Consider the following 20,638-nt stretch of genomic DNA (forward strand, 5'->3'; position numbering starts at 1 on the left):
TTAAGGGTTTGGGGACACGGGCGATGATCGACAGCTTTGCCCTTCTTCTCACCCATGGCCTGATGCTGATCGCCGCATGGCGGCTGGTCGGACGACGCGATCTGGACCAAGAGGACGATGCCCGCCAGACCGCCTCGAAGCCCGGTACGAAGCGGCGTCTCGACCCCGACGCAAAGCGGCGTCTCGACCCCGACGCAAAGCGGCGTCTCGACCCCGACGCAAAGCGGCGTCTCGACCCCGACGCAAAGCGGCGTCTCGACAATGCGTGACCTGTTCCTGATAGGATTTCTGTTCAGCCTGTTCGCGTTGGGGCTGCGGCGGCCGTTCCTGATGGTGCTGGCCTATATCTATATCGACATCGTCTCGCCGCAGCGGCTGACCTATTTCCTGCTCAACACGGTGCCCATCTCGCTGATGGCGGTGATCGCGGCGGTTGGCGGCTGGGCCTTGTTCGACGACAAGCGCGACAGCCGCTTCACCATGCGGCAGGGCGCGATCCTGCTGCTGCTGGCCTATTGCGCGATCACGACCTTTTTCGGCGCCGACTTCCCCACCGAGGCGAAGGAGAAATGGGACTGGGTGTGGAAGGCGCTGGCCTTTGCCGTCTTCCTGCCGCTGACCCTGCGCACCCGGCTCAGGATCGAGGCGCTGCTGCTGTTCATGATGCTGTCGGTCGCATCGATCGTGATCGTCGGCGGGGTCAAGACGCTGTTTTCCGGCGGCGGCTATGGCGAGCTGAACCTGATGGTCAGCAACAATGCCGGGCTGTACGAAGGCAGCATCATCTCGACCGCCGCGATCGCGGTCATCCCGATCATCCTCTGGTTCATGCGCTACGGCACGGTCTATCCGCCCGACTGGCGGGTGCGGGCCTTCGCCCTCGGGCTGATCTTCGCCTGCCTGCTGATCCCGGTCGGCACCTCGGCACGGACGGGCCTGCTCTGTATCGGCTTGCTCGCGGTCCTGATGCTGCGCGACGTGAAGCGGCGGCTGCTCTATATAGGGACGCTCGCGGTCGCAGGCATGGCGGTCGTGCCGCTGCTCCCCTCTTCCTATACCGAGCGGATGAACACGATCCGCAGCTATCAGGGCGACGAGTCCGCCTCGACCCGGCTGGCGGTGTGGAAATGGACCCTGGACTATGCCGCTTCCCACCCGTTCGGCGGCGGGTTCGAGGCCTATCTTCAGAACAGCTTCCGCTATGACCTGACCGTCGTCGAGGGCTCCGCGCATGACAGCAAGGTCCAGCGAAAGGTCACGACCGATCGCGCCCGCGCCTATCACTCCAGCTATTTCGAGATGCTGGGCGAACAGGGCTGGCCGGGCCTGTTCCTGTGGCTGGGCATCAACATCGCGGGGCTGTTGCGGATGGAGGCGCTGCGGCGGCGTTATCGCAGTGTCGAGGACCCGCTGCACTGGGGCGGCCAACTGGCGGGCGCGCTCCAGCATGGGCATATGATCTATCTGCTCGGCGCGGCCTTTGTCGGGATCGCGTATAATCCCTTTCTCTACCAGCTGATCGCCGCGCAGATCGGGCTGGACACCTATCTGACCCGCAAGTCCCGCGAGGCGCGGGTGAAACAGGTGCCCGGTCGTCGTCCGCCGCCCGAACCCGGCCCGCTCAGAACCGTCGCGCCGTCGGCGTGATCCCGGCCCCGAGGATGTTGCCCCGGATCACCAGCGGCTCGCCCGACCAGTTGCCGACGAAGACCGGCTTGAAATCGACGCCGGGCGCCAGGCGGGCTCGGTTGTTCTCGACCACCAGGCCCGACGAGTCGTTCTTCGCTCCCTCCGGCGCGACGGTGATCAGCGTCGAGTGATTGTCCTTGTCGCGACCGAAGACGAACTCGTTCCCCGCGATCCGCCCCTTCGCGCCGTTGGACAGGTCGATCATATAGTTGGTCGAATGGCCGTGGCTGTCGTCGAAGCTGCTGTCCAAAACCTCGACATAGGGTGCCCGCGTCTTGACGTAATGCCCGCCCTGCCCGCGCTCGAAGCGGCATGCGGTGACGCGTAAGGATTTGTAGCGGCCCATATAGATGCCGTGCGCGCCGTTGCCGGTCGGGTCGTTGCCCAGGCCGGAAAAGGTCGAATGGTCGACGGTGACGGTGCCATTGGGGTCCTCGGCCGACAGGATGCCCGACTGGCTGTCGAGGAACATCGCGTTGCTGACCGCCAGCGGCCCCTTTTCGATGCGGATGCCCGCGCCGTTGCCGTCGCCGACCTCGATATGGCTGAAGACGATGCCCTGGACCGAAGCGCCGCGCCCGCGCAGGACCAGTGCCGCCTTGCCCTCGCAGGCGATGCGGGTGAAGACGACTTTGCCCGGCTCGGTCGCGACATAGCTGATCCGCCCCGCCCCCTGGATCGCGCATTCGCGATAGGTGCCCGGCGCGATGCGGATCGTCCCCTCTCCATCGCCGATCGCGCTCACCGCCGCCTGCAACGTGGCGAAGCCGCGGGTGCCGACCATGAAGGGTTGCCCACTGCCCTGCGCAAGCGCGGCCGCCGACGTCATGCCGAGGATTAGGAGCGGAACCAGACGCATGGGGTCATCCTGAAAAAGCGAACGGGCGTCTCATCCTGCCACGCATGGGAACAGGATGCGACGCCCGTGATCGTCCCGGGAAGGGAACACAAAACCAAGGCCTCCCCATCTGCGATGGGGAGGCTTGGGGATTACGCTTCTTCCGTCTCTTCCTCGTCGGCCAGTTCTTCTTCTAGCGCGGCCAGGATCGCCTTGTTGAAGGCGGGGATGTCGTCGGGCTTGCGGCTGGTGATCAGGTTGCCGTGAACGACGACCTCCTCGTCCACCACATCCGCGCCCGCATTGGACAGGTCGGTGCGGATCGAGGGATAGCTGGTCAGGCGACGGCCGTCGATCACGTCGGCCTCGGCGAGCAGCCAGGGACCGTGGCAGATGGCGGCGACGATCTTGTCGTCCTCCATGAACTCGGTGACGATTTCGACCGCGCGCTCGTTCAGCCGCAGCTTGTCGGGGTTGCAGGTGCCGCCGGGGATGACCAGCGCGTCGTAATCGTCGGTGTCGACCTCATCGACGGTCAGGTCCGGCGTCGCGGTTTCGGCCTTGTTGATGTCGCCTTCCATACCCTGGATCGGGTCGGACTTGAGCGAGGCGAGTTGCACCTTTGCGCCTGCCGCCTCCAGCGCCTTGCGCGGTTCGAAAAGCTCGACGGTTTCGAAGCCGTCGGCGGCGAGCATCAGGACGCGTGCCTGGGAAAGATCGGCCATGATGGAAAACTCCTGTCGGGAAATACCTCGGGGGGAAAGGCTCATCCAGAACCCGTGACCGCATCGGCCGTTCCGGAACGAAGCGACCGGCGGCGCATTTGCAGAGATGACCCGAGAGAGAGCGATGGCCACCCGTCTAGTCTATTGCGATGACAGCAAGCCCGGCATCACCCGGACCAAGGTTCGCGGCAAATGGGCCTATTGGACGCCCAAGGGCGAGCGGATCACCGACGCGGACGAGATCGACCGGCTGAACCGTATCGGCCTGCCCCCCGCCTATAAAGATGCCTGGTTCTGCCCGCGCGCCAACGGCCATATCCAGGCGGTCGGCTGGGACGAGAAGGGGCGGAAGCAATATCGCTATCACGCCGATTTCCGCGAGGCACAGGACGCCGCCAAATATGAGCGCTGCGCCGCGTTCGGCCACGCCCTCCCCGCGCTCCGCAAACGGGTGGAGGCAGATTTGAAGAAGCGCGGCCTGTGCAAGGAGCGCGCTGTCGCCGCCGTCGTCCGGCTGCTCGACAACGGCCATTTGCGCGTTGGCAACGAAGCCTATGCCGCGACCAACAAGAGTTTCGGCGCAACGACGCTGCGCAAACGCCATGGCCAGGTGAAGGGCACCACGCTGCGGCTGCGCTACCGGGGCAAGTCGGGCAAGATGCGCGACATGACACTGACCGACCGCTCGCTCGCCAGCTTCGTCAAGCGATGCCAGGATCTGGACGAGCAGCATCTCTTCGCCTGGGTCGATGACGAGGGCGAGGCCAATCCGGTCACGTCCTCCGACGTCAATGCCTATATCCGCGAAGCCACGGGCTGCGACTTCACCGCCAAGCATTTCCGCACCTGGGCCGCGAGCGTCGCCGCGTTCGAGGCGCTCGCTTTGGCCGAGGCGGACCTCAGCCTGAAGGCGATGCTGGAGCCGGTCGTCGAGAAGCTCGGCAACACCCCCGCCATCGCCCGCAAATCCTATGTCCACCCCACGCTGATCGCACTGGTGAAGGACGGGCAGGCAGCGTTTCGACAATCGCTGCGCCTGCCCCGCGCCCGTGCCGGACTGTCCCGCATCGAGTGCGGGCTGATCGCATTTCTGGAGGCCGGAACCCCGGCCAGCAAGGCGGCCTGACCGCCCCGATTTCTCAAGGAGTCCCCATGGCGAAATCCTCGCCCAAGGCGCCGATCTTCGACGGCTCCCGCATTCCCGACCAGGTCGGCGGCATTATCGACGCCACCTCCTGGTGGGTGCAACATTACTGGCTGAAGGTGCTGATCGCGATCGGCTTCGGCGCGGTCATCGTGCTGGCGCTGCTCTGGGTGCGCAAGCTGGGCGACAAATTGTGCAGCCGCCCCGGTTTCGCAGGCGGCTGGGGCGTGATCCTGGGCCATGCCGTCGCGCGGACCAACATGTTCTTCATCGTCACGCTCGCCGCGCAACTGGTGTCGGGCTATGCCGGTGCGCCGGGCGAGGTGGCCCGGACAATCAGCTTCCTGTTCACCATCGCCAGCACCTTCCAGGCGGCGATCTGGGCGCGGGAGTTGATCCTGGGTGCGATCGAGCATCGCACCCAGTCCGAACATTATTCGGGCGAGGCCCTGCTGTCGGCCATGGGACTGATCCGGTTGCTGGTGACGGCGGTGCTGTTTGCGGTCGCCTTGGTCGTGGTGCTCGACAATCTGGGGGTCAACGTCACCGGCCTGGTCGCGGGTCTGGGTGTCGGCGGCATCGCCATCGGTCTGGCGGCGCAGGGGATTTTCGGCGACCTGTTCGCCGCGCTCGCCATCATCTTCGACCGGCCGTTCCGGCGCGGCGACAAGATCGCCTATGACAACACCACCGGCATCATCGAGGCGATCGGCCTGAAATCCACCCGTATCCGCGCCTTTACCGGCGAGTTGCGCATCATCTCCAACCGCCAGCTGCTCGATAAGGAAATCCAGAACCAGACGGTGCGCCAGCATGTCCGCCTGTCGTTCATGATCGGCGTGGCCTATGAAACGCTGCCGGAGACACTGGCGCGTATCCCCGCCCTGTTGACCGAGATCGTCGAGGGCGAAGGCGGCAAGGTGGCGCGGGCCGGGTTCGAGAGCTTCGGCGCGTCGAGCCTGGACTTCGCCTTGCAGTTCGACGTGCCCGGCGACGACTGGGCCACCGCGCACGACCTGCGCAACCGGGTGCTGGTGACGCTGATGAAGCGTTTCGCAGCGGAGGGGATCGTGATCCCCTACCCGACCCAGACGACCTACACTGCCGCGCCGGATGGCACGCTGGTCATGCCCTATCCGCAGGTCCAGCCGGTCGAGGTGCACCGGGCCAGCTAAATCCTCCCCTGCAAGGGGAGGTGGCAGGCCGAAGGACTGACGGAGGGGTGTAACGGCCGGCGTGGACACCCCTCCACCATGCTACGCATGGTCCCCCTCCCCTTGCAGGGGAGGAACAGGTCGGATCAGATCCCGCCTTCGTCCAGTGACAACAGCGTGGCGTTGCCGCCCGCCGAGGTCGTGTCGACCGACACCGCCCGCTCCGCGCAGAAGCGGTACAGGTAATGCGGCCCGCCCGCCTTCGGCCCGGTGCCCGACAGGCCCTCGCCGCCGAATGGCTGGCTTCCGACCACCGCGCCGATCATCGAGCGGTTGATATAAAGGTTGCCGACCGCCGCTTCCGCCTCGATCACTTCGCCCGCCCGCGCGATGCGGCTGTGCAGGCCCATGGTCAGGCCGTAACCCTTGGCATTCACCTTCGCGATCGTCTCGGACAGCGTGCCTGCTTCCCAGGTCGCGACATGCAGGATCGGGCCGAACCATTCCTGGGTCAGGTCCTCTACCCGGTCGAGCCGGATCAGCGTCGGCGGCACGAACAGCCCGTCCGCAGGCGCGTCGAGCGTCTTGATCGTCTGCGTCACCATCGACGCGCGGTAGGCCATCAGCTTGTCATAAGCCGCCCGGTCGATCACCGGGCCGACATCGGTCGCCGGATTGCCGGTGGAGCCCAGCACCAGCGTCTCCATCGCACCCTTCAGCATTTCGACGACGTTGTCGGCGACATCCGCCTGCACCAGCAGCAGCCGCAGCGCCGAGCAACGCTGCCCCGCCGAGCGGAAGGACGAGGTGATGACGTCCGCCACCACCTGTTCGGGCAGCGCGGTCGAATCGACAATCATCGCGTTGATGCCGCCGGTTTCGGCGATCAACGGCACGATCGGACGGTCGTCGTCCGCCACCAAAGTCCGCGCGATCCGCTTGGCGGTGGCGGTCGAGCCGGTGAAGGCGACGCCCGCGATCCGATGATCCTCGGTCAGCTTCTGGCCGACGTCCGGCCCACCGACCGCGAGCAGCAGCGCGTCGCGCGGCACGCCTGCGCGATAGGCCAGTTCGACCGCCGCCTGTGCGATGGCGGGCGTCTGCGGCGCGGGCTTGGCGACGACGGTGTTGCCGGTGACGAGCGCCGCGACCGTCTGGCCAAGGAAGATCGCCAGCGGGAAGTTCCACGGCGCGACCGTCGCCCAGACGCCACGCCCTTCGAGGTGCAGCGTATTGCGCTCGCCCGTCGGCCCCGGCAGTTCGACCGAACCGAGCCGCGCCCGCGCCTGTTGCGCATAGTAACGACAGAAATCGGCCGCCTCGCGAACCTCACCGATCGCGTCGGGAATGGTCTTGAACGCTTCCTGCACCAGGATTGCCATCAGCCGCTCGCGGTCCGCCTCCAGCAGATCGGCCAGCTTCTCCAGCACGGTCGCGCGGGTGTCGAGCGGCGTCGCGTTCCAGGCGGGGAAGGCCGCATGGGCGCGCGCGACCAGCGACGCGACATCGGCGGTGGCGGCGATGGGCTGCACGGCGGGGGCGTTGACCGCCTTCACCGTCGCATCGAGCGTCGCGATGTCGCTCAGGTCGATGCCGGTCGAGTTGCGATGGCCCGGCGCGAACAGGTCGACGGGCAGCGGGATGCTCGGGTGACGCGCGCCGCCGATGGCGGCGATCTTGGCGACCGGATCGGCGAGGATCTCCGCCTCGGTCAGCCGCGCATCGGCCAGCTGGTGCACGAAGCTGGAGTTCGCGCCATTCTCCAGCAAGCGGCGGACCAGATAGGCCAGCAGGTCACGGTGCCCGCCGACGGGCGCATAGATGCGGCACTTGTGACCATGCTCGCGCACCAGCCGCTCGTACAGGCCGTCGCCCATGCCGTGTAGCCGCTGGAACTCGAAGTCGTGGCTGTTGCCCGCCCATTCCAGGATGGTCGCGACGGTCAGCGCATTGTGGCTGGCGAAAGCGGGGCGGATATTCTCGGCCGCCAGCATGTCCTTGGCGACCGCCAGATAGGACACGTCGGTCGCCGCCTTGCGGGTGAAGAGCGGATAATCGGCCAGCCCCTCGACCTGGGTGCGCTTGATCTCGCTGTCCCAATAGGCACCCTTGACCAGACGCACGTTCATGATCCGGTCGAGGCCATTGGCCCAGGCAATGACCGCGCGGGCGCGCTTGCCATAGGCCTGCACCGCCATACCGAAGCCGTCCCAGCCCTTCAGCGCCGGGAGCGCCGCGACGCCGCCGATAATGTCGAGGCTCATCTCCAGCCGCTCGGATTCCTCGGCATCGACGGTCAGCGCGATGCCCTTGTCCGCCGCCTGCCGCGCCAGCTGCGCCAGCATGTCGGTCAGCGCGGGCACACATTCATAGGCGCGCGGCAGTTCGTAGCGCGGGTGGAGCGCCGACAGCTTGACCGAAATCGAATGGCCCGCCGCCGGGTCCGAACCCACCGCGTCGATCGCCTTCACATAGGCCTGGAAATAACGCTCGGCATCCTCATGCGTCCGCGCCGCCTCGCCCAGCATGTCGAAGCTGGCGGTGAAGCCCTTGTTCTCGGGCTTCTTCATGCGGCGCATCGCTTCCTCGATGGTGCGACCCATCACAAAGATTTCGCCCATCATCCGCATCGCGGCACCGACCGCCTGGCGGACGAACGGCTCGCCCGCGCGCGACAGGAGGCGCTTCAGCGGCCCCGCCTCACCCTCACCCACCAAAGCGCGGCCGACGACCAGGCCCCAGGTGGCCGAGTTGACCAGCTTTGACGCCGACCGCCCGGTATGCGCGCGCCAATCCGCCTCGCCCAGCTTGTCGGCGATCAGCAGGTCGGCGGTCTCGGGGTCCGGCACGCGCAGGAACGCCTCGGCGAGGCTGAGCAGCGCGACGCCCTCGGACGAGTTGAGGCGATATTCCTGGAGGAACTGGTTCACCCAGCCGCGATTCTGCGCCGCCCGCAGATCGGCGAGCAGCCCGGAGGCATGGCCCATGATCCGCTCCCGCGCTTCCGGCGTCGCGGCGGCGCGGTCGAGCAGCGGCTTCAGGACATCGGGTTCGGGCGCGCGGTACAGCGATTTCATGGTCTTGCGCGCATCGGCGGTAACGGCAGAGGTCATAGGTCTTCGTCCGGTCGGGCGGCCCGGCGCGCGACGATGCGCTGGCGGGTCGCATGGCTATGCGGTGATGGACCAGCGCTTAGCGGGAAATCTGGGGAATGGGTATCGTTTGATACGATGTGGGGCACGGTTCGCGATTGCCATCAGAATTGAAATTTTGACGGCATTGGCGTATATGACTCGCAGGCGAGGACATCCGCCTTTCTGTAGAGCCCCGGTCGCTGCTACGGCCGGGGCTCAAATCCTTTGGGGCTCAGGCTGCTACCCGAGCCCCGCCGGGCACCTTACCTGTTGCGTACCTCAACGATCTTCACGACCAAGGTCGCGAAGGCGATGATGACGCCCAGGATCAGGCACAGATCGGCTACGGACATCCGTGGTCCTTTCTGTGAGTGACGGCGGAATTGCCGTCGAGCGATCACTAACTCGAACGGCCATACAAGATCATGTCAAATCGGCGTTCGATTACAGGAGATCTTATTCGCAACCATCCCTGCCCCCGCGTCGTTCTCCAGCCAAACCACTGAAAGGAGAGCCGTGATGGCCGATGACAGCCCCCAGGAAATCGCCGCCAAGTTCCTCGACAAGCTGAAGAGCAGCCCGTTCGTCATGATCGGCCTGAACGACGGCCAGCATTCCGAACCGATGACGGCGCAGATCGATGACGATCAGCCCAACACGCTGTTCTTCTTCGCCGGTCGCGACAACCGCATTGCGAGCGGTGGCGAGGCGATGGCGCAGTTCGTCGGCAAGGGCCACGACTTCTTCGCCTGCCTTGCGGGCCATGTGTCGAAGGACAACGACCCGGCGCAGATCGACAAGCTGTGGAGCAATCAGGTCGAGGCCTGGTTCCCGCAGGGCAAGTCGGACCCGAACCTGACGCTGCTGCGCTTCGACATCAATTCGGCCGAGCTGTGGGAAACCGACATCTCGCTGTCGGGTCGGGTGAAGATGCTGTTCGGCGGCACGATCCGCTCGGACGAGTCGTCCAGCCATGCGGTGGTCGGCTCGGTCGCGTAACGCACGGTCATCGTAAAGCGAAACGCCCGGAGGCCTCGGGCTTCCGGGCGTTTTTCTATTTCCGTCCCCCCCCCACGCCGTTCAGCCTGAGGGCAGTCGAAGGCTAAGGAAAAACATCAGCCACGCATTGGGCAAAGGGTACCGCGTGGCCTTCGACTTCGCTCAGGCTGAACGGAGGGAAGGGAGGAAGTCCCCTACCCGTTGGCCTTGATCCAATCCTCGACCACCGGCGCGATCTTGTTGCGCCATTTGGAGCCGTTGAAGATACCGTAATGGCCGACCTTCTCGGCCATGTAATAACGCTTCTTCTCGTCCGGCAGATTGGTCGCCAGCGTCAGCGCCGCGCGCGTCTGGCCGAGGCCCGAAATATCGTCGCGCTCGCCCTCGATCGCCAGGATGCCGATATCGGTGATCGCGCCCGGATCGACCCGCTTGCCATGATGCAGCATCTCGCCCTTGGGGAGGGCATGGCGCTGGAACACCAGCTCGACGGTCTGGAGATAGAATTCCGCCGTCATGTCGCAGACCGCGCGATACTCGTCATAGAATCGCTTGGTGGAGTCGGCGCTTTCGCCGTCGCCCTGGACCAGATGCTTGAACATTTCCCAGTGCGAAATCATGTGGTTGCCCAAGTTCATCGACATGAACCCGGCCAACTGCAGAAAGCCCGGATAGACCCGCCGCCCGGCACCCGGATAGGTCATGGGCACGGTGGCGATCGCATTCTGCTCGAACCAGGCGTGCGGACGATCGGTCGCCAGCAGGTTTACCGCCGTCGGCGCCTCGCGCGTGTCGACCGGCCCGCCCATCAGCGTCAGCGTGCGCGGGGTGCAGGGATGCTTTTCCGCGCTCATCACCGCTGCGGCGACATAGGACGGCACGGAGGGCTGGCACACGGCCAGCGCATGGGCGCCCCCTCCATTTTTATTGGGCCCGATCTCGGTCAGGAAGTCGATGATGTAATCGACATAATCGTCGAAATCGAATCGCCCATCGGACAGCGGCACCAGCTTCGCGTCGCGCCAGTCGGTGATGTACACCTCGCAGGTCGGCAGCATCCGCTGCACGGTGCCGCGCAGCAGCGTGGCATAATGGCCCGACATCGGCGCGATGATCAGCAGCTTGGGGCTGCCCTCGACGCCTTCGCGGCGAAAGCGCTTCAGCTGGCCGAAGGGCTTGCGGAGCACGATCTCCTCATGGACCGCCACCTCGCGCCCGTCGATCTCGGTCTTGGTGAGGCCGAAAGCGGGTTTGCCGCGCGGCGCGGCGGCATGGGCGAAGACCTCCAGCGCCGATCCCATGATCGCGCCGCCGCCCAGATAGGCGAAGGGATTGGCCGGATTCTGGAGCAGCCCCGCGCCAAAATTGGCCAGCGCGCTTGCGCCCGCCAGCATCGAGCGCTGCATTTCATAGGCGTCGTACAACATCGTCGATTCCCCTGCGCTCCGCCGGACGGAGCCGTGATTGGCGTCTATCTATCACGAAACCGTTTGCGCATGATGACCGGAATATGGCCGATCGGTCATAGTGCCGAACCGATGACAGGTTCATGATCTCCATTACATCCCCTGAACGCACCAAAGCGCCCAAACGATGCGTCCGGCGCTTCGCCCGGCGTTGAGCCGATGCGCCCGCGCTGCTAGGCCCCCGGCATGGCCAGATCCGCCGCGTCCCGCAAATCCGCCGAGCCCCCCGTCCCGGCCAGCCGCCGCCTGAGCAACTTAAAGATGGTCTGGCGCTATACGCTGCGCTATCCGGGGCATCTGGCCGCTGCCACCGTGTCGCTGGCGGTCGCGGCGCTGGCCACGCTGTTCATCCCGCGCACCTTCCAGAAGGTGATCGACCACGGCTTCGGCAATATCGCCGACACTGGCGATATCGCGCCCTATTTCCAGGGGCTGCTGGCGGTCGTCCTGATGCTGGCGATCGCCACCGCGTTCCGATTCTATTTCGTGTCGTGGCTGGGCGAGCGGACGGTCGCCGACATCCGCATCGCGGTGCAGGCCAATCTGTTGCGCCTCGCCCCCCGCTATTTCGAGGAGAACCGCCCGTCCGAGATCGCCAGCCGGTTGACCGCCGACACCGCGATCATCGAACAGGTCGTCGGCTCGACCGTATCGATCGCGCTGCGCAACACGGTGATCGGCATCGGCGGCACCATCTATCTGTTCGCGCTGTCGCCCAAGCTGACCCTGTCGCTGCTGGTATGCATCCCGCTCATCGTCCTGCCGATCGTGGTGCTGGGCAAGAAGGTGCGCAGCTATTCGCGCGACAGCCAGGACCGGCTGGCCGATATCGGCGCGACCGCCGTGGAGACGCTGGGCGCGATGAAGGTCGTGCAGGCCTTCGGCCAGGAACGCCGCGAGGCCGAGCGTTTCGAACTGGCGGTCAGCAACGGCTTCGCGACCTCGCGCAAGCGCTTCCTGCTGCGCGCCATCATGACGGCGATGGTGATCGGGTTGTTCTTCGGCGGCCTGACGCTGCTGCTGTGGGAAGCGGTCGCCGATGTCGCCAGCGGGCGGCTGTCGGGCGGATCGCTGACCGCTTTCGTCGTGACGGGCATGCTGGTCGCGGGCTCGTTTCAGGCGCTGACCGAGGTCTGGGGCGACATATTGCGCGCTTCGGGCGCGGCGCAGCGGTTGGCCGAGCTGCTGGCCGAAGAGCCGGAGATCGCACCGCCCCCCGCCCCCGCTGTCCTGCCGGTCATCCCGATGGGTGCGCTGCGGTTCGACCATGTCGTCTTCCACTATCCGACCCGGCCCGAGGTTGCTGCGCTGAACGACTTCTCGCTCGACATCCGCCCCGGCGAGACGGTGGCGGTGGTCGGCCCGTCGGGTGCGGGCAAATCGACCTTGTTCCAGCTGGCCGAGCGATTCTACGATCCGCAGGGCGGCAGCATCTCGCTCGATGGCGTGTCCTTGCGCGATGCCGATCCGGCGGCGATCCGCGCACGTATCGCGATGGTGCCGCAGGAGACGGTAATCTTCGGCGCCTCGGCGCGCGACAATTTGCGCTATGGCCGCTGGGAGGCGAGCGACGACGAGCTCTGGGCCGCCGCCGAAGCGGCCAACGCCGCCGATTTCCTGCGCGCGCTGCCGCAGGGACTGGACACCTTCCTGGGTGAGGGCGGTGCGCGACTGTCGGGCGGACAACGCCAGCGGATCACCATCGCCCGCGCGCTGCTGCGCGATGCGCCGATCCTATTGCTGGACGAGGCGACAAGTGCGCTCGATGCCGAGAGCGAGCAACTGGTGCAACAGGCGCTGGAACGGCTGATGGCGAACCGGACCACCCTGGTCATCGCGCACCGGCTGGCGACGGTCCGCGCGGCCGAACGGATCGTGGTGATGGACGGCGGCCGAATCGTCGAACAGGGGCGTCATGCCGAATTGATCGCGGGCGGCGGGCTCTATGCGCGGCTGGCGAGCCTGCAATTTCATGATTGATATAGCCGGTTTAGTACCAGTTTTGGCGTGAGGGTTTTCTTTGCCTTCGACTTCGCTCATGCTGAACGGGCGCGGGCACCAAGGCATCCGTTACACCGTTCTGCCTGAGCGAAGTCGAAGGCCACGCTTCACCTCTCCGCAAGTCATTGAAATGCAACCCGCAATCGCGCTTGCAGCCCGCCCCCCACTCCCCTAGGCTTCGACAATACCAGTTCAATACCGGAGATTGAGGATGACGAGGGCGGCAAATAAGGGAATGGGGGCGGCCCTGGCGGCGATCGCGCTGGCGACGCTGACCCCGGCGGCTCAGGCGAACCCCGCCACCCTGCCCGCGATCTTCCCCGTTCCTGTTGCGATGACGCTGGGCGACGGTGAGATGACGCTGGGCCGCGCGGTCACGCTGATCGTCGCACCCGGCACCGAGCCGGAAACGGCCGCGCTGGTCCGCGACCTGCTGGCAAAGGCCGGTGTCACCGACATCGCCACGGCGAAGCGCCTGCCCGCCTCACCCGACCGACCGACCATCGTGATCGGCCCGGACAGCGCCGCCCCGGTCCGCGAGGCCCTGTCGCGTAGCGACGCCAGCGCCGACGACGCCCGCGAAGGCTATACGCTGACCGTCCTCGCCACGGGTCGGAGCGGCCTCATCACGCTGGCCGGGCATGACGCGGATGGACTGTTCCACGCGGCGCAAACCCTCCGCCAGTTGCTGGCCCGCCAGACCATCCCGGCGCTGACCATCCGCGATCATCCCGCCATGCCGATCCGCGGCACGATCGAAGGTTTCTACGGCAAGCCCTGGTCGATGACCGACCGGACGAAGCATCTGGACTTCCTCGGCCAGATGAAGGCCAACACCTATGTCTACAGCCCGAAGGACGATCCCTTCGCGCGCGACAAGTGGCGCGATCCCTATCCCGCCGCGACGCTGAGCGCGCTGGGTACGCTCGCGGCGCGCGCCAGGGCGAACCATGTCGATTTCGTCTACGCCATCTCGCCGGGGCCGAGCATCTGCTTCTCCGATCCGGCGGACGAGCAGGCGCTGCTGCGCAAGTTCGCGGCGTTGCGCGGGATCGGCGTACACAGCTTCTATGTCGCGCTGGACGACATCGAATATCAGAAGTGGAATTGCGAGGCCGACAAGACGGCGTTCGGCCCCTCGGGCGCACAGGCGGCGGGTGTCGCCCAGTCCAAGTTGCTGAATGCGGTGCAGTCCGACCTGCTGAAACAGGACCCCGCCTCGCGTCCGCTGATCATGGTGCCGACCGAATATTATGATGCGAAGGAAAGCCCCTACAAGGCGGCCCTGCGCGCCAACCTGAACCCGCGCATCGTCGTGCAATGGACCGGCACCGACGTCGTGCCGCCCGCCATTTCCGTCCCCGATGCCAAGGCCGCGACCAAGGCGTTCGGGCGCAAGACGCTGCTGTGGGACAATTATCCGGTCAACGACTATGCGAGTTCGGCCGGGCGGCTGCTGCTTGCCCCCTATGCCAAGCGCGAGGCGGGGCTGTCGTCCGAGCTGACCGGCATCCTGTCCAACCCGATGAACCAGGAAGCGCCCAGCCGGGTCGCGGTGACGGGCGTGCTGGCGTTCGGCTGGAACGACAAGGGCTATGACGCCGACCGCACCTGGCACTACGCGGCGCGCGATCTGGTCGGAGGAGATGCCCGCGCAACGGCGGCGCTGCTGGAAATGTTCGACACCCAGCATCTTGCCCCCACCTTCGGCAGCCAGCCCTGGCAGGAACAGGCCCCCAAGCTGAAGGCGCTGCTCGACCACGTGCGCGAGGCGCTGGCAAATGGTGACGAGGCCGAACGCCGTGCGGCTCTGGCCGACCTCCATGCCAAGGCCGATTCGCTGGCCGACGCGCCCGACACGATCCGCGCGGGCGTGGTCGATCCGGCCTTTGCCGAACAGGCCGCCCCCTGGCTGGAGGCGATGCAGCTCTGGGGCCGCGCGCTGCAGCAGACGGCCGCCGGACTGGACGCCGCCGAGCAGGGCAATGCGGCGGCGACGCGCTACTTCGCCGATGCCAAGCGCATCGCGGATCAGGCGGCCGCCGTTCAGAGCATCAAGGGTGCGGTGCGCTTCGACGGACCGATCAAGATCGCCGATGGCGTACTCGACCGCTTCATCGCCGACGCGCCCGGCCTGATCGCGGTTACGGCGAAACCGTAACCGTCCGGCTGGCGCGGCGGCCATCGGGGGTGCGGGTGCGAAGCTCGACTGCCCCCGTCACCGCCACCGGCCCGGTATAGCGGGTCCAGGCGGAGCCGCCGCTGCGATACTCGATCGGCGTTCCGGCGAACTCGGTGTTCGCCTCCAGCCTGCCGCCCACGATCCGCGCCCCCGGTGGCGCAAGGCGATAGGTCACGCCCGCCCGATCGAGCAGCCGCATCTGCGCGCCCATCCGGCCTGCGAAATCCTGCCACCCGGCCGACAGCTTCGTCCGGTCGACACGGGGATCGTTCGGCTGATAGCCGGTGCCCGCGACATAGGCGGGCTCCCAGTTCGGCTTGCTCCACGCCCGCTCGGCCAGCGCCAGCAGGCGGGGGAAGAGCATGTAATCCACCTGGCTGTCGCGGCGCACCGTCTCGCTCCACAACTGCGCCTGTATTCCGGCGATGCCGCGGCCCGGCTGGAGCGGCACGGTGTCGGCAATGGCCTTGGGCTGGGCGAGGATATTGGGGATCAGCGCGGCGTTCGCGGCCAAATTGCCCGGCATGAAGCCAAACACCTGGAAGCTATCCACCCCGCGCGAGGCCCAGTCATAGCCGGTCTCGTTGGGATCGGCGGCATAGGGCATGTCGAAATAGCCGAGATCGGGGATCGACAACACGGTCTTCCACCCGCGATTGGCTTGGCCATGCGCCTCGGCGACGCCGCCCGCGTGCAGCTTGCTCCAGATGTTGGTCTGGACCTTGGGTGGCATCTTGGCCGGGTCGGTATGAGCCAGGCCGTCGCTCCATCCGGCGACCGCGATGCCGCGCTTGGCGAGGTCGGCGGAAATCCGTTCGATGAAATAAGCCCCCAGCTGCTTGGGCTGCAGGCCCGTCTTGCCCATCATCACCTTGCAGGCGGGCGATTCGACCCAGGCGCCTGCCGTCTCGTCCGCGCCGATATGATAGGTCGTCAACGGTACCCCCGCCGCCTTGTGCAGCCCGGCAATGGCGTCGATCACCGTGTCGATGAAGCGATAGGTGCTGGGGATACAGACGTTCAGCGTGTTGTCGTCATAATGTTGGACGCTGGAATAGCGGGTGGTGTCGCCCGGCTCGACCAGCCGGAAACGCTCGGCCCCCGCCGTGTCGCCCTTGGCCATCAACCGCTGATAGCGCACCTCCATCGATCGGATGGCCGCGCGCGAATGGCCGGGCATGTCGAAGGACGGAATGACATCGATCTGGCGCGCGGCGGCGGCACGCAGGATGTCGGTATAGTCGGCGGCGGTCAGATAGCCGTTGGTGGCCGCATCCCTGGCGGGGTCTGCCCCCAATTGCGGCGACAGGCAGGTCTTCTCGGACAGGTCGGTGCAGCGATAGGCCCCGATCTCGGTGAGTTCGGGCAAGCCAGCGATCTGCAACCGCCAGCCCTCGTCATCGCCCAGATGCAAGTGCAGCGTGTTCAGCTTGTACACCGCCATCTGCTCGATCAGCTTCAATATCTCGGCCTTGCTGTGGAAGTTGCGCGCGAGATCGATGTGCAGCCCGCGAAAGCCGTAGCGTGGCGCATCCTCCACGATCAGCGGGCGAAGCGTCGCCCCCTCCGCCGCCAGCTGCTGCGCCAGCGAGCGAAGCGCATAGGAGGCCCCCGCCGCATCCGCCGCCGCGACGGTTACGCCACCCTGCCCGATGCTCAGGCGATAGCCCTCAGGTGCGATCCCCGCCTGCTTGCGGATCGTCAGCGGAACCGTCCCCATCGGCAATCCGGCCAGCGCGGGCGCGATGGCGGCGCGGGTGAAGCCTTGCGTCGTGACGCGCATTCCCTTGGACAGATCGACCGGCGCACCGGCAGGGCGCTCTGCCTTTGCAGGTCGGGGCAGGATTGCGACATCGACCGGCGTCGCGCCCCCCCGCTCGGCATAGAGCGCAAAGGCGCGCTCGGGCGTGCGCCAGACAGTCTGGTCGTCGGGGGCGCTGCGGGCGAGCGCGGCTTCGTCGGTCATCGGTGCGACGAAGGGCAGCGTCTCCAGCCCGGTCTCGGCGTCGGTCCCCGTCCGGGTCGCGGCGATCACGCGCGGGGTAAGGCCCTCGACCGCCAGCATCGCGTTGGGCATCATGTGATTGCGCGAAAAGAACGCACCCAGGCCGGTCAGCTTCACATGATAGGTCTGGCCCGGCTTCAACTGCTGGCCGGGCTTCAGTGTCAGGACGTTCAGATCGCCATTGATCGTGCGATTGTCGAAAATGTCGCTGTCGATCTTCAGCACCGGGTTGACCAGGCTGTAGCGAATCTCGACCGGCAGGCTCGGCGCGCCTTCGGGCACCGCGATGGCGATATCCGCCTCGAAACAGCGCGGCGTGCCGGTCGGGCAGGATACGGGACGATTGGTCAGGATGGTATAGCGATAGCCGAGCGTCGCCGCGAGCCGGTCGAGATCGGCCTGCGCGCTCGGCGCCGCTGCCAGGATCGCGGCCGAAGCCCATAATGTCATCATGTTCTGCCCGTCCCGCTACGCCGTACTGGTATTACATTGGATCATGACCATGATATTCCTCCCCTTGCAAGGGGAGGTGGCAGGCCGAGGGCCTGACGGAGGGGTGTCCCGCTCGGCGAGTTTGGCCTACCCTTCCCACGGGTGACACCCCTCCACCAGCTTCGCTGGTCCCCCTCCCCTTGCAGGGGAGGAATAGACGTCCGGGGGTGACGCCGCCGCCCCTACCCCCTATCTCAAGCCCATGAAAAAACCCAAGCCGGGTCTGCCGACCCGTGAGCAAATCCTCGCCTTCATCGAACAGTCGGACCAGCCCGCTGGCAAGCGCGAGATCGCGCGGGCTTTCGGTCTCTCCGCGCAGGAGAAGATCGGGCTGAAGGCGCTGCTCAAGGATATGGCCGATGAAGGGCTGATCGACAGCGCGCCCGGCCGCGCCTTTCACAAGATGGGCGGCCTGCCCAAGGTGACGGTGCTGCGCGTCGTCGATGTCGATGACGGCGGCAATGTCTGGGGCCAGCCCGAACGCTGGGAAGCGGACGGCGTGCCCATCCCCCGGCTGCGCATCCGCGAGCGCAAGCGCGGGAGCCTCGGTATCGGCCAGCGGGTGCTGGCGCGCACCGAGGAAGCGGGCGGCGGCTGGATCGCGCATGTCATGAAGACGATCGCGCCCGCCTCCGAACAGGTGCTGGGCGTGCTGCGCGAGGAGGCGGGGCGTTTCTGGTTGACCAGCGTCGACAAGAAGGACCGGCGCGAGATGATGGTGTCGGACACCGGCGGCGCCGAAGCGGGCGACCTGGTGCTGGCCGAAAAGGCGGGCCGCCCGCCGCGCATCACCGCGCGTGTGGTCGAGCGGCTGGGCGATCCCTTCGCCCCGCGCAGCTTCTCGCTGATCGCGATCCACAAGTTCGAGATTCCGGATCGCTTCCAGCCCGAAACGCTGGAAGAGGCCGCGCGCGTCGCGCGCCAGCCTTTGGGCGACGACCGCGAGGATTTGCGCGACCTGCCCATCGTCGCGATCGATCCCGTCGACGCACGCGACCATGACGACGCGGTCTGGGCCGCGCCCGACGACGATCCCGCCAATCCCGAAGGCTGGCGCGCCATCGTCGCCATTGCGGACGTCAGCTTCTATGTCCGCCCCGGTTCGGCCATCGACAAGGATGCGCGGCGGCGGGGCAATTCGGTCTATTTCCCCGACCGGGTGGTGCCGATGCTGCCCGAAATCCTGTCGGCCGATGTCTGTTCGTTGAAGGAGGGCGAGGACCGCGCCGCGCTCGCCTGCCACCTCCAGTTGACGAAGGATGGCAAGCTCAAGTCTTTCCGCTTCACCCGCGCGGTCGTGCGGCTGGCGGCGAATATTGCCTATGAGGATGCGCAGGCCGCGATCGATGGCGAGTTGTCGCACCCGCTGACAGAGACGGCGCTGCGCCCGCTCTGGGACTGTTGGGCAGCACTGGCCAAGGCGCGCGACGATCGCGAGCCGCTCGACCTCGACCTGCCCGAACGGCGGGTGGTGCTCGACCAGAATGGCCGCATCCTGTCGGTCGCGCCGCGCGCGCGGCTGGATGCGCACCGGCTAATCGAGGATTACATGATCGCCGCCAACGTCGCCGCCGCCAAGGCGCTGGAGGCGAAGAAGGCCCCGGTCATGTACCGCGTCCATGAGGTGCCCAGCCGCACCAAGCTGGTCGCGCTGAAGGAATATCTCGAAACCTTCGACATCCCCTTCGCCATGGGCCAGGTGATCCGCCCGGCGACCTTCAACCGGATCATCGACAAGATCGGTGATGCCGATTTCAAGCCGCAGGTGATGGAGCAGATCCTGCGCTCGCAGACCCAGGCCTATTATGCGCCGGTCAACCAGGGGCATTTCGGCCTGTCGCTAGGCTCCTACGCCCATTTCACCTCGCCGATCCGGCGCTATGCCGACCTCGTCGTCCACCGCGCGCTGGTCGGGGCGTACAAGCTGGGTGACGGAGGCCTGCTGCCCGAGGGCGAAGAGATGGAGCGGCTGGGCACGTCGATCAGCCAATATGAGCGCCGCGCGATGGAGGCGGAGCGCGAGACGATCGATCGTTACGTCGCGGCCTATCTGTCCGAGCATGTCGGCCAGGTGGTCGAGACGCGGATCACCGGCGTCACCAATTTCGGCTTCTTCGCCACCGTCGACGGGGTGGGCGGTGATGGGCTGATGCCGATCCGCGATCTGGGCGGCGACTATTTCCACTATGACGAGTCGTCGCAGCAATTGCTCGGCGAGAAGACGCGCGAAATCTACAAGCTGGGCCAGCGCCTGCCGCTGCGCCTCGCCGAGGCGAACCCGGTATCGGGCGCGCTGCGCTTCGAACTGCCCGACGGCAAGGGTGCGGCTCCGGAGCCGCGCCGGGTGCTGAAACGGCGCGGACGGCCGGCGAACATCCGCCACAACGGCAAACGACGTTAATTCATTCCTCCCCTGTAAGGGGATTATTGCAAAAAACCTGCGCGGGTGATTCATTATCGCGAGCTGGTGGGGGGCGTTAGCGATGGATCAGGGTTGCCTGGTGGATGGGCTGGTGTCGCCGCGTCTGGGTCGCAATGTCCGGCTGGAGCGGTTGGCGCGGGAAGTGGACTGGGCCGATCTGGGGTCGCTGTTGTCGCCGCTGCGTGCCGAGCGGGGCGGTCGCCCGCCCTATGATGCGCTGCTGATGGTCAAGGCGTTGGTGTTGCAGCGTATCTATGCGCTGTCGGACCATGGGCTGGAGGAAGCGCTGGACGACCGGGTGTCGTTTCCCCGCTCTGGCCGGCTGTCGCAGGAGAATACGCCGGTCGACACACGCACAGTCTGCCGGTTTCGAAAACGGCAACTGGG

General features: G+C 66.4%; 14 protein-coding genes. 9 read left to right on the plus strand and 5 right to left on the minus strand.

Going from position 1 to position 20,638, the window contains the following annotated elements; genetic code table 11:
* Positions 1–23 precede the first annotated feature (23 nt).
* Positions 24–269: a hypothetical protein gene (locus tag NS355_RS04925; protein WP_058744677.1), complete on the plus strand. Its 246-nt coding sequence runs from the start codon at positions 24–26 to the stop codon at positions 267–269.
* Positions 262–1,647 (plus strand): putative O-glycosylation ligase, exosortase A system-associated, encoded by a 1,386-nt coding sequence (locus NS355_RS04930; protein ID WP_058744678.1) that lies wholly within the window; start codon positions 262–264, stop codon positions 1,645–1,647. Before NS355_RS04925 ends, NS355_RS04930 begins: the two co-directional genes overlap by 8 nt.
* On the opposite strand, the gene NS355_RS04935 is transcribed toward NS355_RS04930, so the two are convergent.
* Both NS355_RS04935 and NS355_RS04940 read right to left on the minus strand, forming a co-directional pair.
* On the minus strand, positions 1,622–2,548 hold the full coding sequence (locus NS355_RS04935) for a hypothetical protein (RefSeq protein ID WP_058744679.1): 927 nt from the start codon (positions 2,546–2,548) through the stop codon (positions 1,622–1,624). The two genes, NS355_RS04930 and NS355_RS04935, sit on opposite strands and share 26 nt — an antisense overlap.
* Before the next feature lie 131 nt (positions 2,549–2,679).
* The gene (locus NS355_RS04940) at positions 2,680–3,252 is read right to left on the minus strand and encodes a type 1 glutamine amidotransferase domain-containing protein (RefSeq protein ID WP_058744680.1); all 573 of its coding nucleotides are present in this window, start codon (positions 3,250–3,252) and stop codon (positions 2,680–2,682) included.
* A 124-nt stretch (positions 3,253–3,376) separates the two neighbouring features.
* Between NS355_RS04940 and NS355_RS04945 the strand changes: the two genes are divergently transcribed.
* Together NS355_RS04945 and NS355_RS04950 are read left to right on the plus strand one after the other, a co-directional pair.
* Positions 3,377–4,378 carry a DNA topoisomerase IB gene (locus NS355_RS04945; RefSeq protein ID WP_058744681.1) on the plus strand — a complete coding sequence of 334 codons (1,002 nt, stop codon included), beginning with the start codon at positions 3,377–3,379 and terminating at the stop codon, positions 4,376–4,378.
* A gap of 26 nt (positions 4,379–4,404) precedes the next feature.
* Positions 4,405–5,571 (plus strand): mechanosensitive ion channel family protein, encoded by a 1,167-nt coding sequence (locus tag NS355_RS04950; protein WP_058744682.1) that lies wholly within the window; start codon positions 4,405–4,407, stop codon positions 5,569–5,571.
* Between the two features lie 125 nt (positions 5,572–5,696).
* Here NS355_RS04950 and NS355_RS04955 read toward each other — a convergent pair whose 3' ends face one another.
* Positions 5,697–8,627: an L-glutamate gamma-semialdehyde dehydrogenase gene (locus NS355_RS04955; protein ID WP_084787536.1), complete on the minus strand. Its 2,931-nt coding sequence runs from the start codon at positions 8,625–8,627 to the stop codon at positions 5,697–5,699.
* A gap of 576 nt (positions 8,628–9,203) precedes the next feature.
* Here NS355_RS04955 and NS355_RS04960 point away from each other — a divergent pair.
* A complete protein-coding gene (locus NS355_RS04960) occupies positions 9,204–9,683 on the plus strand; it encodes a pyridoxamine 5'-phosphate oxidase family protein (RefSeq protein WP_058744684.1) in 480 nt (159 codons plus the stop codon).
* Positions 9,684–9,877: 194 nt separating this feature from the next.
* On the opposite strand, the gene NS355_RS04965 is transcribed toward NS355_RS04960, so the two are convergent.
* Positions 9,878–11,110, minus strand: a complete 1,233-nt coding sequence (locus NS355_RS04965; protein WP_058744685.1) for a polyhydroxyalkanoate depolymerase — start codon at positions 11,108–11,110, stop codon at positions 9,878–9,880.
* 225 nt (positions 11,111–11,335) lie between these two features.
* Here NS355_RS04965 and NS355_RS04970 point away from each other — a divergent pair, with 225 nt between their 5' ends.
* A complete protein-coding gene (locus NS355_RS04970; RefSeq protein WP_058744686.1) occupies positions 11,336–13,129 on the plus strand; it encodes an ABC transporter transmembrane domain-containing protein in 1,794 nt (597 codons plus the stop codon).
* Between the two features lie 256 nt (positions 13,130–13,385).
* The gene (locus tag NS355_RS04975) at positions 13,386–15,311 is read left to right on the plus strand and encodes a beta-N-acetylglucosaminidase domain-containing protein (protein ID WP_244489560.1); all 1,926 of its coding nucleotides are present in this window, start codon (positions 13,386–13,388) and stop codon (positions 15,309–15,311) included.
* Here NS355_RS04975 and NS355_RS04980 read toward each other — a convergent pair.
* Positions 15,295–17,787, minus strand: coding sequence for a family 20 glycosylhydrolase (locus NS355_RS04980; protein ID WP_244489561.1), 2,493 nt, complete (start codon positions 17,785–17,787; stop codon positions 15,295–15,297). The genes NS355_RS04975 and NS355_RS04980 overlap by 17 nt on opposite strands.
* Before the next feature lie 244 nt (positions 17,788–18,031).
* Between NS355_RS04980 and rnr the strand changes: the two genes are divergently transcribed.
* The gene (gene rnr, locus NS355_RS04985) at positions 18,032–20,230 is read left to right on the plus strand and encodes a ribonuclease R (RefSeq protein WP_058744689.1); all 2,199 of its coding nucleotides are present in this window, start codon (positions 18,032–18,034) and stop codon (positions 20,228–20,230) included.
* Positions 20,231–20,312: 82 nt separating this feature from the next.
* Positions 20,313–20,638: transposase (locus NS355_RS04990; RefSeq protein ID WP_167345403.1), on the plus strand; the 326-nt coding region annotated here is incomplete at its 3' end.

The sequence above is a fragment of the Sphingomonas yabuuchiae genome, from assembly GCF_001477495.1.
Taxonomy (GTDB): Bacteria; Pseudomonadota; Alphaproteobacteria; order Sphingomonadales; family Sphingomonadaceae; genus Sphingomonas; species Sphingomonas yabuuchiae_A.